Origin of the sequence: Streptomyces sp. ICC4, assembly GCF_003287915.1 — a bacterium.
Lineage (GTDB): Bacteria > Actinomycetota > Actinomycetes > Streptomycetales > Streptomycetaceae > Streptomyces > Streptomyces tritrimontium.
In genome coordinates, this window is record NZ_CP030286.1 from 2,000,619 (window position 1) to 2,014,418 (window position 13,800).

The window sequence follows — 13,800 nt, forward strand, 5'->3', positions numbered from 1 at the left end:
AACCCGAGTTGGGTGCCATGTCCGATTCGGCACCGAACGGACGGTCTTGCTCCGCTGAGGCGGCAGCGAAGTCCGGATAACGGGAACTCGACCCTCAGATCACGGTTGCGCATCCATTCACCTGCGGGTCTGGCGGCTGATCGACGGCCCGATGAAGACTCCCCACCCAAGAGCGGGTCAGTCCTCCGAGGACCGGTTCGCCACGGGAAATTCGCTCGTCGTTTCGTACAGCACCACGTGCACCACCAGCACTGCCAGTACCGCCTGTACCCGCACTGCAACGCACCTCTGCATCCCGCACCTCTGCACCTCCGCACCTCGCACTCCGAGCGCCACTCCGCACCAACGCCGCCACAGCGGCGGGCATGGGCCGGCTCACCCGTCGGCCGAGAGGGGTCCCCACCACGATGACGGCACCACTGCATGACACGAGCGCGGAGACTCCCGCTCCCGTGTCCGTAGCCGACGTCCCAGCCAAGGCCATCGAAGGCCGCTCGCCCGGACGCATCGCCTGGATGCGGCTCAAGCGCGACAAGGTCGCGCTGACGGGCGGCGTGGTCGTGATCCTCCTGATCCTGGTGGCGGTCTTCGCCCCGCTGATCGTGAGCCTGCTGGGCCACCCGCCCAACGAGTTCCACGAGGATCTGCTCGACCCGGAATTCGGCACGCCGCTCGGATCGTTCGGCGGCATCAGCCCCGACTACCTGCTGGGCGTGGAGCCGACCAACGGCCGCGACGTGTTCAGCCGGATCGTCTACGGCGCCCGCATCTCCCTGGTCGTCGCCTTCCTCGCGGCCTTCGTCTCCGTCATCCTCGGCAGCCTGCTGGGCGCCCTGGCCGGCTTCCTCGGCGGCTGGGTCGACGGCATCATCAGCCGCACCATGGACCTGCTGCTGGCCTTCCCGCAGCTGCTGTTCACCATCTCGCTGGTCTCCGTCGTTCCCAACTCCCTGTGGGGATTCACGGGTTCGGGCGTCCGGATGGGTGTGCTCATCGTCGTCATCGGCTTCTTCGGGTGGCCGTACATCGGCCGCATCGTCCGGGGCCAGACGATCTCGCTGCGCGAGCGGGAGTACGTCGAGGCCGCGCGCAGCCTGGGGGCGGGCCGCGGCTACATCCTGATCAAGGAGCTGCTGCCGAACCTGGTCGCGCCGATCCTCGTCTACACGACGCTGATCATCCCGACCAACATCCTGACGGAGGCGGCCCTCAGCTTCCTCGGCGCCGGCGTCAAGCCGCCCACCGCCTCCTGGGGAAAGATGCTGTCCGACGCCGTCCCCATCTACCAGGACGACCCCATGTACATGGTGGTCCCCGGTATGACGATCTTCATCACCGTCCTGGCGTTCAACCTCTTCGGGGACGGGCTGCGCGACGCACTCGACCCCAAGGGCAGCTGAACCGCATCAACGATTCACCCACCAATGGAGGTTGGACCAACGTGATTCGCAGAAAGCAGGCACTCGCGGCCACCGCCGTGGTCGCTGCCCTGTCGCTGTCGGCTGTGGCGTGTGACAGCGCGGAGGACAAGAAGCCCTCGGAGGGCAAGCCGGCCGCCGCCAGCGGTTTCAACGCGGCGACCACGGCCGTCGTGAACCCGTCGACGACCAAGGGCGGCGAGCTCAAGCTCTGGACCCCGCAGGACGTCGACTACCTCGACCCGGCCCGCGCCTACTACGGCTGGGTCTGGAACATGCAGCGGCTCTACATCCGCCAGCTGTTCGCGTACGACAGCAAGCCGGGCGAGGCGGGCACCAAGCTGGTCCCGGACCTCGCCGCGGCCGACCCGGTCCTGAGCAACGACGGCAAGACGTACACCGTCAAGATCAAGGACGGCGTGAAGTTCGAGGACGGCACGCCGATCACCTCGAAGGACTTCAAGTACGGCATCGAGCGCGTCTTCGCGCAGGACGTGCTGTCCGGCGGTCCCACCTACCTGATCGACATCCTCGACCAGGGCCAGAAGTACCCCGGCCCGTACAAGGACACCGACCCGGACAAGATGGGTCTGAAGTCCGTCCAGACGCCGGACGACAAGACGATCGTCTTCAACCTGGCGAGCGCCAACTCCGACTTCAAGTACCTGCTGGCCATGCCGTCCTCCTCGCCGGTCCCGGCGGCCAAGGACACGGGCGCCACGTACACCAACAAGCCGGTCTCCAGCGGCCCGTACAAGATCTCGGAGTTCACGGCGAACAAGGGCGCGACCCTCGTCCGCAACGAGAACTGGGACCCGAAGACGGACACCATCCGCACGGGTCTGCCGGACAAGATCTCCATGACGGTGACCACCAACCCGGACGACATGGACGCGCGCCTGCTCTCCGGTGACATCGACCTCGCGGTCGACGGCACGGGCATGCAGGCCGCCGGCAAGAACAAGGTCCTCAAGGACGAGGCGCTCAAGGCCAACGCGGACAACCCGTTCACGGGCTACATCCGCTACTTCGTCTTCCCGACGACCGTCGCGCCGCTGGACAACGTCGAGTGCCGCAAGGCCGTCATCTACGCGGCCGACCCCAAGTCCCTGCAGACCGCCCGCGGCGGCCCGACCAGCGGTGACCTCGGCGCGAACATGCTGCCGCCCGGCATCCCCGGCTCGGACAAGAAGTACGACCCGTACAACCTGACCAAGGGCGAGCCGCAGCTGGAGAAGGCCAAGGAGGCCCTCAAGGCCTGTGGCAAGCCGGACGGCTTCCAGACCACGATCGCGGTCCGCAACAACCGCGCCCCCGAGGTGAAGACCGCGGAGTCGCTGCAGGCGGCGCTCGACAAGGTCGGCATCAAGGTCACGATCGACCAGTACGACGGCAAGCTCTCCTCTTCCGTCATCGGCTCGCCCGAGAACGTGAAGGCCAAGGGCTACGGCATCATCGTGATGGGCTGGGGCGCCGACTACAACTCCGGCTCGGGCTACCTGCAGCCGCTGGTCGACGGCTCGTTCATCCTGCCGAACGCCAACAACAACTTCAGCATGATCAACGACCCTGAGATCAACGGGCTGTTCAAGACCGCCGCCTCGGCCGCCACCCCGGACGCCGCCGCGCCGTTCTACACCCAGATCAACCAGAAGATCATGGAGAAGGCCCTCTACCTGCCGATCAACTTCGACAAGGCCTTCGTCTACCACAACCCGCGCCTGACCAACGTCTACTTCAACGACTCGATGGGCAAGATCGACCTTGCCACCATCGGCGTCGTGAAGTAGCCGGGACGCTCCAGGAGCCCGGGCCGCCCGGCCCGGCCGGGCGGCCCCGGGCTCCAGACCCGTCAGACACAGCTGGTTCGCCTTCACCGCACATGCGCTAGTCCGAAGGGCAGGTGAAGGCCGCAGGCGGCGGCTGCCGTCCCCACAAGGGGCGGCGGGCGCCGGCCCGAGCGGCCGACTGCAGTGCTCGTCTACCTCATACGGCGACTTTTCAACGTCGCCGCAACGCTCTTGGTGGTCTCCGCGGTCACCTTCGGCATCTTCTTCGCGGTCCCGAAGCTGACCGGCAGCGACCCGGCGCTCATGTACGCCGGACGCGAGACCAACGCGACCGCCCTGGCGGGCATCCGGGTGAAGATGGGCTTCGACAAGCCCATCTCCGAGCAGTACCTGATCTTCATGAAGGGGATCTTCGCCGGCCGGGACTACGACGGCGGCACGGAGATCACGCACTGTGCGGCACCGTGCTTCGGCTACTCCTTCAAGACCGAGGTCCCCGTCTGGGACACCATGGTCGACCGCATGCCGGTCACCCTCTCGCTCGCCCTCGGGGCGGCCGTCATCTGGGTGATCGCGGGCGTGGCCACCGGTGTGATCTCGGCGCTCAGACGCCGCACCATGGTCGACCGCACCGTCATGATCGGTGCGCTCGCCGGAGTCTCGCTGCCGATCTTCTTCACCGGCATGGTGGCCCCCGCGGTCTTCGTCTACAGCCTCGGCTGGCTGGACGTCTCCAACTACAGACCGCTCACCGAGGATCCGCTGGCCTGGCTCAACTCCCTGATCCTGCCCTGGGTGACCCTGGCCTTCCTCTTCGCCGCCACCTACGCCCGCATCACCCGCGCCACGATGCTGGAGGTGCTCGGCGAGGACTACATCCGCACCGCCCGGGCCAAGGGGCTCAAGGAGGGCGTGGTCATCCGCAAGCACGCCCTGCGCTCCACCCTCACCCCGATCGTCACGATGTTCGGCCTCGACCTCGGCGGCCTCCTCGGCGGCGCGGTGCTCACCGAGACGACCTTCAACTTCCAGGGCCTGGGAACGGCCGCCGTCGGCGCGATCGGAGCGGGCGACCTTCCGGTGATCATGGGCGTCACGCTGCTCTCCGCGCTCTTCGTGGTGCTGGCCAACCTGATCGTGGACCTGCTGTACGCCGTCATCGACCCGCGCGTGAGGCTGACGTGACCGAGAACCACACCACCGACGCCGCATCCGAGTCCGCCGCGGTGTCCGCGTCCACATCGGCGTCCGCGCCCGCGTCCGGCCCCGCCTTCGTGCCCGAGCAGGGCGCGGCGCGGGACCGGGCCTTCCTCTCGGTGCGCGACCTCAAGGTGCACTTCCCGACCGACGACGGCCTGGTCAAGTCCGTCGACGGGCTCTCCTTCGACCTGGAGCGCGGCAAGACCCTCGGCATCGTCGGCGAGTCCGGCTCCGGCAAGTCGGTCACCTCGCTGGCCATCATGGGCCTGCACCGCACCGGCCACGTCCGCAACCGGCCGGAGATCTCCGGCGAGGTCGTGCTCGACGGCGAGGACCTGATCCAGGCCGACGCGGACCACGTCCGCACCCTGCGCGGGCGCAAGATGGCGATGGTCTTCCAGGACCCGCTCTCCGCGATGCACCCGTACTACTCGGTCGGCAAGCAGATCATCGAGGCCTACCGGACCCACCACGACGTCGACAAGAAGACCGCGCGCAAGCGGGCGGTCGAGATGCTCGACCGCGTCGGCATCCCGGAGCCGCAGCAGCGCGTGGACTCGTACCCGCACGAGTTCTCCGGCGGCATGCGCCAGCGCGCGATGATCGCGATGTCGCTGGTCAACAACCCCGAACTGCTCATCGCCGACGAGCCCACGACCGCCCTGGACGTCACCGTCCAGGCGCAGATCCTGGACCTCATCCGCGATCTGCAGAAGGAGTTCGGCTCCGCGGTCATCATGATCACGCACGACCTCGGCGTGGTCGCCGAGATGGCCGACGACATCCTCGTGATGTACGGCGGCCGGTGCGTCGAGCGCGGCAGCGCCGAGAAGATCTTCTACGAGCCCCGGCACCCCTACACCTGGGGCCTGCTCGGCTCGATGCCCCGCATCGACCGCGACCAGACCGAGCGCCTCATCCCGGTCAAGGGCTCGCCGCCCAGCCTCATAAACATCCCGAGCGGCTGTGCCTTCCACCCCCGCTGCCCGTACGCCGACCTCCCCAAGGGCGGCATCACCCGTACCCAGCGGCCCGAACTGGCGCTGGTCGAGGGATCGGCGGACGGTGACGGCCGGCACTGGGCCGCCTGCCACCTCTCCCCGGAGCAGCGGAACCGGATCTGGACCGAAGAGATTGCGCCGAAGCTGTGACCGATATGAAGAAGACGGGTACGGGCGCGGCCGCGGTCCCCGCCCAGGCGGCGGACTCCCCGGAGCCGCTGCTGAAGGTGACCGGCCTGGTCAAGCACTTCCCCATCACCAAGGGGCTGCTGCGCCGCCAGGTCGGGGCCGTGAAGGCCGTCGACGGCATCGACTTCGACGTCCGGCGCGGTGAGACCCTCGGCATCGTCGGCGAGTCCGGCTGCGGCAAGTCGACCATGGGCCGGCTGATCACGCGGCTGCTCGAACCGACGGGCGGCAAGGTCGAGTTCGAGGGCAAGGACATCACGCACCTGAGCGTGGCCGGCATGCGCCCGCTGCGCCGCGATGTGCAGATGATCTTCCAGGACCCGTACGGATCGCTGAACCCGCGGCACACGGTCGGCACCATCGTGAGCGCGCCCTTCAAGCTCCAGGGCGTCTCGCCCGAGGGCGGCCTCAAGGCGGAGGTGCAGCGGCTGCTGGCACTGGTCGGCCTCAACCCGGAGCACTACAACCGCTACCCGCACGAGTTCTCCGGCGGTCAGCGCCAGCGCATCGGCATCGCGCGGGCGCTCGCGCTCAAGCCGAAACTGGTCGTCGCGGACGAGCCCGTCTCGGCGCTGGACGTCTCCATCCAGGCCCAGGTGGTCAACCTGCTGGACGACCTCCAGGAGGAGCTCGGCCTCACGTACGTGATCATCGCGCACGACCTGTCGGTCATCCGGCACGTCTCGGACCGGATCGCGGTCATGTACCTCGGCAAGATCGTCGAGCTCGCGGACCGCAAGTCCCTGTACGAGGCGCCCATGCACCCGTACACGACCGCGCTGATGTCGGCCGTGCCGGTGCCGGACCCGAGGCGGCGCGGCGCGAAGAGCGGCCGCATCCTGCTCAAGGGCGACGTCCCTTCGCCGATCTCCCCTCCCTCCGGCTGCCGCTTCCACACGCGGTGCTGGAAGGCGACGCAGGTCTGCACGACGCAGGAGCCGCCGCTGGTCGCGCTGAAGACCGGCCACCAGGTGGCCTGCCACCACCCGGAGAACGCCCCGGACCAGTCCCCGAACGACCCCGCCCTCCCGGGCGCGACGGAAGCCGTCTCCACCCCCACGGTCTGACCCACCCCCCGGCGGGGCAATCCAGCCCCGCCGGCAAGCCCGCCCAATCCAGCCCCGCCGGCGAGTCCGGCCGATCCAGCGGCGCCGCACCCGACGACGGCCGCCCCCGAGGCGGGTCGGGGCCCCGGGCCGCCCGCGGCCCGGGACCCACCGTTCGGGCACGCCGCCAGGCGACCGGCACAATGGGCCCGTGCTCCACGATCTCTTCCCGCCCGGAATCCAGCACGGCCTGGACCTCGCGGGCATCTTCGTCTTCGCCACGGCCGGCGCCCTGCTCGCCGTACGCAAGAACTTCGACGTCTTCGGCATCGTCGTCCTCGCGCTCGTCACGGCCCTCGGCGGCGGCCTGTTCCGCGACATCGTCATCGGTGCCACGCCCGCCGCCGCCTTCGGCGACCTCGGCTTCTTCGTCACCCCGCTGATCGCCGCCGCGTTGGTCTTCTTCCTGCATCCCGAGGTCCAGCGGATCAACCGCGCCATCAACGTCTTCGACGCGGCCGGCCTCGGGCTGTTCTGCGTGACGGGCACGACGAAGGCCTACGAGTTCGGCCTCGGCCTCACCGCGTCCGCCGCGCTCGGCGTGGCCACGGCCGTCGGCGGGGGCGTGCTGCGGGACGTACTCGTCAACGAGGTGCCGTCGCTGCTGCGCGACCGGGAGATGTACGCCGTGCCGGCCGTCATCGGCGCCTCGATGGTGGCCCTGTTCATCAGCTTCGACGCCCTGAACGGGATCACGACCGGCCTCGCGATCGTCACCACCTTCGTGCTGCGGCTGCTGGCCATCCGCTACCACTGGCGGGCGCCGCTCGCGTGGAACCGCCGCTCGGCGGTGGCGGAGGAGCCGTAACGAGCCCGCAATCAAACAAAGCTACCGCTTAGTAGGTTCCCGGTGTACTTTCGTTCCATGTCACACGCAGCTGCCAAGGCCTCCATCGGCGACAGCGAGTTCGACCGCGACACCGCCGTCACCGCCCGCGCGGGCGAGCCCGGGGTGTACGACGCGGACCTCTCCGCCGGGTGGACGATCATCACCGCCGTCAACGGCGGCTACCTGCTGGCCCTCGTGGGCCGCGCCCTGTCCGCGGCCCTGCCGCACCCGGACCCCTTCACGGTCTCCGCGCACTACCTGACCTCGTCCGTGCCCGGCCCCGCCGTGATCCGCACCGAGGTCGTACGGATCGGCCGCACGCTCTCCACCGGCCAGGCCTCCCTCTTCCAGTACGACGAGAGCGGCGCCGAGGTCGAGCGGATCCGCGTCCTGGCCTCCTACGGGGACCTCGCGACGCTCCCGGACGCCGTCCACACCACGGCCCTGCCGCCCGTCATCCCCGCGTACGAGGACTGCCTCGGCCCCGAGGCCGGCCCGGCCCCGATCCCCGGCAGCTCCGCCATCGTGGACCGGCTCCGGCTGCGCCTGGACCCGGCGACGGCCGGCTGGGCGGTCGGACAGCCCTCGGGCAAGGGCGAGATGCGATCCTGGTTCGAGCTGGCCGACGGGCGCGACGCGGACCCGTTCTCCCTGCTCCTGGCCGTCGACGCGCTCCCGCCGACCTCCTTCGACCTCGGCCTGGTCGGCTGGACCCCGACGGTGGAACTCACCACCCACGTCCGCCACCGCCCGGCCCCCGGTCCGCTGCGCGTCGCCATCACCACGCGCAACCTCTCGGGCGGCTTCCTGGAGGAGGACGCGGAGGTCTGGGACTCGGCGGACCGCCTGGTGGCCCAGTCCCGCCAGCTCGCCCGCGCGCCCCGCATCCCTTCCTGACGCGTCGGCCGGAGCGCTCCGCGGAGCACTCCGGCCGCCCGCCGGCCGCCCGCCGGCGGCCCGCCGGCCGCCCGTCGGCAGGGGTCCCGGACCACCGGCCGCGCCCCGCGGGGGAATCCGGGTCGCGGGGGGCTCGTAGAATCGGGGGATCATGGCCTACCTCGACCACGCCGCCACCACTCCGATGCTTCCGGAGGCCGCTGCGGCGATGACCGCGCAGTTCGCCGTCACGGGCAACGCGTCCTCCCTGCATGCCGCCGGCCGCCGCGCCCGCCGCACCGTCGAGGAGGCCCGTGAGGCCCTCGCCGAGGCACTCGGGGCCCGTCCGAGCGAGGTGGTCTTCACCGCCGGCGGCACGGAGGCCGACAACCTCGCCGTCAAGGGGCTCTACTGGGCCCGCCGCGACGCCGACCCCGCCCGGACCCGCGTCCTCGCCAGCCCCGTCGAGCACCACGCCGTCCTCGACGCCGTGCACTGGCTCGCCGAGCACGAGGGGGCACGCGTCGAGTACCTCCCGGTCGACCGCTACGGCCGCGTGCACCCGGAAGCCTTCCGCGAGGCGATCGAGCGCAACCCCGACGATGTCGCCCTCGCCACCGTCATGTGGGCCAACAACGAGATCGGCACCGTCATGCCGATCGCCGAACTGTCCGCCGTGGCGGCCGAGTTCGCAATCCCCCTGCACTCCGACGCCGTCCAGGCCTTCGGTCAGCTCGACGTCCGCTTCGGTGACAGCGGCCTCGCCGCCATGACCGTCAGCGGTCACAAGGTCGGCGGACCGTACGGGATCGGCGCGCTGCTGCTCGGGCGCGACCAGAGCCCCGTACCGGTCCTGCACGGCGGCGGCCAGGAGCGGCACGTCCGCTCCGGGACCCTCGACGTCCCGGCGATCGCCGCCTTCGCCGTCGCGGCCGTGCTCGCCGCCGAGCGGCGCGAACGGTTCGCCGCCGAGATCGGCGCGCTGCGGGACGAGCTCGTCGCCGCCGTGCTCCGGGAGGTCCCCGACGCGGTCCTGGGCGGCGACCCGGCCGGCCGGCTCCCCGCCAACGCCCACTTCAGCTTCCCCGGCTGCGAGGGCGACTCCCTGCTGCTCCTGCTCGACGCCCAGGGCATCGAGTGCTCCACCGGCTCCGCCTGCACGGCGGGCGTGGCACAGCCCAGCCACGTCCTGCTGGCCACCGGCACCGACCCGCAGCTGGCCCGCGGCACCCTGCGGTTCTCGCTGGGCCACACCTCCACCAAGGCCGACGTCGACGCGGTGGCCGCCGCCATCGGCCCGGCCGTGACCCGCGCCCGCACGGCGGGCCTCAGCTAGGCCGTCTAGTGCTGTGACCCGGTGGACCTTTCCGGTCACAGCACTAGGCGCCCGCCGCGCCGGCCTCGTTGACCATGCGGAGGTAGCGGTCCCAGTCCCAGTGGCGGCCGGGGTCCGTGTGGTCGGCTCCCGGCACCTCGGAGTGCCCGAGGAAATGCTTGCGGTCGGCGGGTATCCCGTACCGCTTGCAGATGTCGGCGGCGAGCCGCGCCGAAGCCCCGTACATCGCGTCCGTGAAGTCCTTCGGCCGGTCCACGAACCCGACGTGCTCGATGCCGACGCTGCGCTCGTTCATGGAGCGGTTGCCCGAGTGGAAGGCGACATCGAGCTCGCGCACCATCTGCTCTATGTGGCCGTCCTGGTCGACTATGTAGTGCGCCGAAGCCCGGTGGAACGGATTCTTGAACGCGTCCACCGAGGACGCGAAGCCGCCCTGCGTGACATGCACCACGATCCGGTCCACCCGGTAGTCCGCGGGCCGGTCCGCGAGCCGCCAGTTCGCCGGAGAGGCCGCCGTCCAGGAAGCCCCCGCGTGGTCCAGCTCGCCGTCCTTCCGCGGCTTGGACACCCCGGGCACCAGCCACCAGGCCCGCCCGATCTCGTCGCGCCCGGCGACCGCCGCGGCCGTCAGCACCCCGAGCCCGCCGAACAGCACCGCCCTGCGGGTCCGCCCGGGCCGCCCTTTGTTGCCCGTACCGCCCTTGTCGCCCTTGCCGCCCATGGTGATCCACCCCCTGTCACCGATAACGCGCTGTGACCCCGCCCGGTTCCCCCGTACCCTGGACGGTGCTATGACTGAGAACCTGCCGAGCAGCCCCCGCCCCCTCCGCGTCCTGGCCGCCATGTCCGGCGGAGTGGACTCCGCCGTCGCCGCCGCACGCGCCGTCGAAGCCGGGCACGACGTGACCGGCGTCCACCTCGCGCTCTCCGCGAACCCGCAGTCCTTCCGGACCGGTGCCCGCGGCTGCTGCACGATCGAGGACTCCCGCGACGCCCGCCGCGCGGCCGACGTCATCGGCATCCCCTTCTACGTCTGGGACCTCGCCGAGCGCTTCCGCGAGGACGTGGTCGAGGACTTCATCGCCGAGTACGAGGCCGGGCGCACCCCGAACCCCTGCCTGCGCTGCAACGAGAAGATCAAATTCGCGGCGCTGCTCGACAAGGCCCTCGCCCTCGGCTTCGACGCCGTCTGCACCGGCCACTACGCCACCGTCGTCCTGAACGGGGACGGCACGCGCGAGCTGCACCGCGCCTCCGACATGGCCAAGGACCAGTCGTACGTCCTCGGCGTCCTCGACGAGAAGCAGCTCGCCCACGCGCTCTTCCCGCTCGGCGACACCCTCACCACCAAGGACGAGATCCGCGCCGAGGCCGAGGAGCGGGGCCTGGCCGTCGCGAAGAAGCCCGACAGCCACGACATCTGCTTCATCGCCGACGGCGACACCCAGGGCTTCCTCGCCGGCCGCCTCGGCAAGGCCGAGGGCGACATCGTCGACGAGGCCACCGGCGAGAAGGTCGGCACCCACGAGGGCGCCTTCGGCTTCACCATCGGCCAGCGCAAGGGCCTGCGGATCGGCCACCCGGCCCCCGACGGCAAGCCGCGCTACGTCCTCGACATCTCCCCGGTGAACAACACCGTCACCGTCGGCCCCGTCGAGGCCCTCGACGTCACCGCCCTCACCGCGATCCGCCCCCGCTGGTGCGGCTCCAGCCCCGCCGCCCCCGGTACGTACACCGCGCAGCTGCGCGCCCACGGCGGCGAGACCGAGGTCTTCGCCGAGCTCGTGGACGGCGAGCTGCGCGTCTCCTTCACCGAGCCGGTCCGCGGCGTGGCCCCCGGCCAGGCGATCGTCCTCTACGACGGCACCCGCGTGGTCGGCTCCGCCACGATCGCCGCGACGACCAGGGCCACGGCGGCCGTCTAGACCGTCCCTGGCCAGGGACGGTCTAGGGACAGGCCAGGGACGGGCCAGGGCCCTGACCGGGGCCAAGGGCGCCGGGTCAGGCCACCGTCAGCACGATCTTGCCGGTGGTGCGCCCGCGCTCGCCGATCTCGTGCGCCTTCGCGGCCTCGGCCAGGGGCAGCACCGTCTCGACGATCGGCCGCAGCTTCCCCTCCTCCACGAGGGCCGCGATGGCCCTCAGGCCCGCGTGGTCCGGCTCCACGAGGGTCCAGCCGGTGCGGAAGCCCTCCGCGCCGGCCGGTACGTCGTCCGGGCTGTTCAGGGTGATCAGGTGCCCGCCGGGGCGCAGCACCTTCAGGGAGCGCGCCGCGTAGTCCCCGCCGATGGCGTCGATCACGACGTCGACCTCCGACACCGCGTCCTCGAACACCGTGGTCCGGTAGTCGATCAGTTCGTCGGCCCCGAGCGAGCGGAGCACCTCGTGCTTGGCGGCGCTGGCGGTGCCGATCACGTACGCCCCGAGCGCCTTGGCGATCTGCACGGCGAAGTGCCCCACGCCGCCCGCCGCCGCGTGTACCAGGACCCGCTGCCCCGGCCGCACGCCGGCGGTGTCGGTGAGCGCCTGCCAGGCGGTCAGCGCGGCCAGCGGGAGCGCGGCCGCCTGGACGTGGTCGATCGCGGCCGGCTTGCGGGTGAAGTGCCGGGCCGTGGCCGTGACGTACTCGGCGTAGCCGCCCGCCGGGAGCGGGAAGCGGGGCATGCCGAAGACCTCGTCGCCCGGCTGGAAGAGGGTCACGCCGGGGCCGGCGGCCTCGACCGTGCCGGACACGTCCCAGCCCAGGACGAGCGCCGGCTCCCAGGGGACGAAGGTGCCGCCGGCCCGGACCTTCCAGTCCACCGGGTTCACCCCGGCCGCGTGGACCCGTACCAGGATCTCGCCCGGGCCCGGCTCCGGCCGGTCCAGCTCGGTCTCGGTGAGTACCTCGGGTCCGCCCCACTGGCTGACGACGATGGCGCGCATGTGTTTCTCCTCGGGTGTGTCAGGTGCTGGTGTCCGGCGCGGTCTGTCCGGTGCTGCTGCCGGACCAGCTTCGGCTGCGGAGCAAGGCCGCGGTATTGGCCGTAAGGCCACCCTGTGACAGGATCTGGCCATGCACCGGATCGCCGTACTCGCCCTCGAAGGCGTCCCTCCGTTCGAGCTCGGGATGCCCTCCCGGGTGTTCGGCAACGCCGTCGACGACTCCTGGAAGCCGCTCTACGAGGTGACCGTCTGCACCGTCGACGGGCAGCCCGTGACCAGCGACGCGGGCTTCACGGTCGGGGTCTCGGCGGGGCCCGAGGCCCTCGCGGCCGCCGATACGGTGATCATCCCGCCGACCAACGTCATGATGGCGCTGGAGCAGGGCGTACCCCTGCCCCGGCCGCTCGCGGACGCCCTCGCCGCGATCCGCCCCGGCACCCGGCTGGTGTCGATCTGCACCGGCTCCTACGTGCTCGCCGCCGCCGGCCTGCTCGACGGCCGGCCCGCCACCACGCACTGGATCAAGGCGCCCGCCTTTCAGCGGGCCTTCCCGCGCGTCAAGCTCGACGAGGACGTGCTCTTCGTCGACGACGGGGACATCCTGACCTCCGCCGGGGTCGCCGCCGGCGTGGACCTCTGCCTCTACATGGTCCGCCAGGACCACGGCACGGCCGTGGCCAACCGCGCGGCGCGCCTGTGCGTCGTACCGCCGTGGCGCGACGGCGGCCAGGCGCAGTACATCGACCGGCCCGTCCCGGAACCCACCCTCGCCACCACCACCGCCACCCGCGCCTGGGCCCTGGAACGCCTTGCCGAGCCCGTCGCGCTCGCCGAACTGGCCGCCCACGCCCGGATGAGCCTGCGCACCTTCACCCGGCGGTTCCGCGACGAGGTGGGCATGACCCCGGTCCAGTGGCTCACCGTCCAACGCCTCGAAGTCGCCCGCCACTTGCTGGAGTCCAGCGATCTTCCCGTGGACCTGGTCGCCCACCGGTCGGGATTCGGCTCAGCCAACTCCCTGCGCCAGCACATGCGGGCGTCCCTCGGTGTCTCCCCGATCGCCTACCGCCGCACCTTCCAGCCCAACTCAGTTCTACCCACGCACCATTGATGGTCCGTCACCCCCTCGG

The 13,800-nt window shown here is 71.0% G+C and carries 12 protein-coding genes; 10 read left to right on the forward strand and 2 right to left on the reverse strand.

Translation table 11 applies throughout. The features are described from left to right. Window positions 1–407 precede the first annotated feature (407 nt). The 8 genes from DRB89_RS09215 (at window position 408) to DRB89_RS09250 (ending at window position 9,745) form a co-directional block, all read left to right on the forward strand. Complete coding sequence (locus DRB89_RS09215) at window positions 408–1,400, forward strand: ABC transporter permease (RefSeq protein ID WP_112452117.1); 993 nt, start codon at window positions 408–410, stop codon at window positions 1,398–1,400. Window positions 1,401–1,441: 41 nt separating this feature from the next. After that, window positions 1,442–3,208 carry an ABC transporter substrate-binding protein gene (locus tag DRB89_RS09220; RefSeq protein WP_112452116.1) on the forward strand — a complete coding sequence of 589 codons (1,767 nt, stop codon included), beginning with the start codon at window positions 1,442–1,444 and terminating at the stop codon, window positions 3,206–3,208. A gap of 183 nt (window positions 3,209–3,391) precedes the next feature. Continuing rightward, window positions 3,392–4,393, forward strand: a complete 1,002-nt coding sequence (locus DRB89_RS09225; protein ID WP_112452115.1) for an ABC transporter permease — start codon at window positions 3,392–3,394, stop codon at window positions 4,391–4,393. 89 nt (window positions 4,394–4,482) lie between these two features. Further along, complete coding sequence (locus DRB89_RS09230; RefSeq protein WP_204358108.1) at window positions 4,483–5,559, forward strand: ABC transporter ATP-binding protein; 1,077 nt, start codon at window positions 4,483–4,485, stop codon at window positions 5,557–5,559. A gap of 5 nt (window positions 5,560–5,564) precedes the next feature. After that, window positions 5,565–6,665: a dipeptide ABC transporter ATP-binding protein gene (locus DRB89_RS09235; RefSeq protein WP_112452114.1), complete on the forward strand. Its 1,101-nt coding sequence runs from the start codon at window positions 5,565–5,567 to the stop codon at window positions 6,663–6,665. Between the two features lie 190 nt (window positions 6,666–6,855). Further along, window positions 6,856–7,512 carry a trimeric intracellular cation channel family protein gene (locus DRB89_RS09240; RefSeq protein ID WP_112450636.1) on the forward strand — a complete coding sequence of 219 codons (657 nt, stop codon included), beginning with the start codon at window positions 6,856–6,858 and terminating at the stop codon, window positions 7,510–7,512. A gap of 57 nt (window positions 7,513–7,569) precedes the next feature. Further along, window positions 7,570–8,430, forward strand: a complete 861-nt coding sequence (locus DRB89_RS09245; RefSeq protein WP_112450637.1) for a thioesterase family protein — start codon at window positions 7,570–7,572, stop codon at window positions 8,428–8,430. 151 nt (window positions 8,431–8,581) lie between these two features. Then, window positions 8,582–9,745, forward strand: a complete 1,164-nt coding sequence (locus DRB89_RS09250; RefSeq protein ID WP_112450638.1) for a cysteine desulfurase family protein — start codon at window positions 8,582–8,584, stop codon at window positions 9,743–9,745. 43 nt (window positions 9,746–9,788) lie between these two features. On the opposite strand, the gene DRB89_RS09255 is transcribed toward DRB89_RS09250, so the two are convergent. After that, window positions 9,789–10,466: a peptidoglycan recognition family protein gene (locus DRB89_RS09255; protein WP_112450639.1), complete on the reverse strand. Its 678-nt coding sequence runs from the start codon at window positions 10,464–10,466 to the stop codon at window positions 9,789–9,791. A gap of 70 nt (window positions 10,467–10,536) precedes the next feature. Between DRB89_RS09255 and mnmA the strand changes: the two genes are divergently transcribed. Beyond that, a complete protein-coding gene (mnmA, locus tag DRB89_RS09260; protein WP_112450640.1) occupies window positions 10,537–11,670 on the forward strand; it encodes a tRNA 2-thiouridine(34) synthase MnmA in 1,134 nt (377 codons plus the stop codon). Window positions 11,671–11,746: 76 nt separating this feature from the next. On the opposite strand, the gene DRB89_RS09265 is transcribed toward mnmA, so the two are convergent. Next, window positions 11,747–12,670, reverse strand: coding sequence for an NADP-dependent oxidoreductase (locus tag DRB89_RS09265; protein WP_112450641.1), 924 nt, complete (start codon window positions 12,668–12,670; stop codon window positions 11,747–11,749). 130 nt (window positions 12,671–12,800) lie between these two features. Between DRB89_RS09265 and DRB89_RS09270 the strand changes: the two genes are divergently transcribed. Further along, complete coding sequence (locus DRB89_RS09270; RefSeq protein ID WP_112450642.1) at window positions 12,801–13,781, forward strand: helix-turn-helix domain-containing protein; 981 nt, start codon at window positions 12,801–12,803, stop codon at window positions 13,779–13,781. Window positions 13,782–13,800 lie beyond the last annotated feature (19 nt).

Coding starts and splice junctions, on each gene's coding strand:
- DRB89_RS09215 (WP_112452117.1), top strand. CDS start 408: ATGACGGCACCACTGCATGACACGAGCGCGGAGACTCCCGCTCCCGTG.
- DRB89_RS09255 (WP_112450639.1), bottom strand. CDS start 10,466: ATGGGCGGCAAGGGCGACAAGGGCGGTACGGGCAACAAAGGGCGGCCC.
- DRB89_RS09270 (WP_112450642.1), top strand. CDS start 12,801: ATGCACCGGATCGCCGTACTCGCCCTCGAAGGCGTCCCTCCGTTCGAG.
- DRB89_RS09245 (WP_112450637.1), top strand. CDS start 7,570: ATGTCACACGCAGCTGCCAAGGCCTCCATCGGCGACAGCGAGTTCGAC.
- DRB89_RS09235 (WP_112452114.1), top strand. CDS start 5,565: ATGAAGAAGACGGGTACGGGCGCGGCCGCGGTCCCCGCCCAGGCGGCG.
- DRB89_RS09265 (WP_112450641.1), bottom strand. CDS start 12,670: ATGCGCGCCATCGTCGTCAGCCAGTGGGGCGGACCCGAGGTACTCACC.
- DRB89_RS09250 (WP_112450638.1), top strand. CDS start 8,582: ATGGCCTACCTCGACCACGCCGCCACCACTCCGATGCTTCCGGAGGCC.
- mnmA (WP_112450640.1), top strand. CDS start 10,537: ATGACTGAGAACCTGCCGAGCAGCCCCCGCCCCCTCCGCGTCCTGGCC.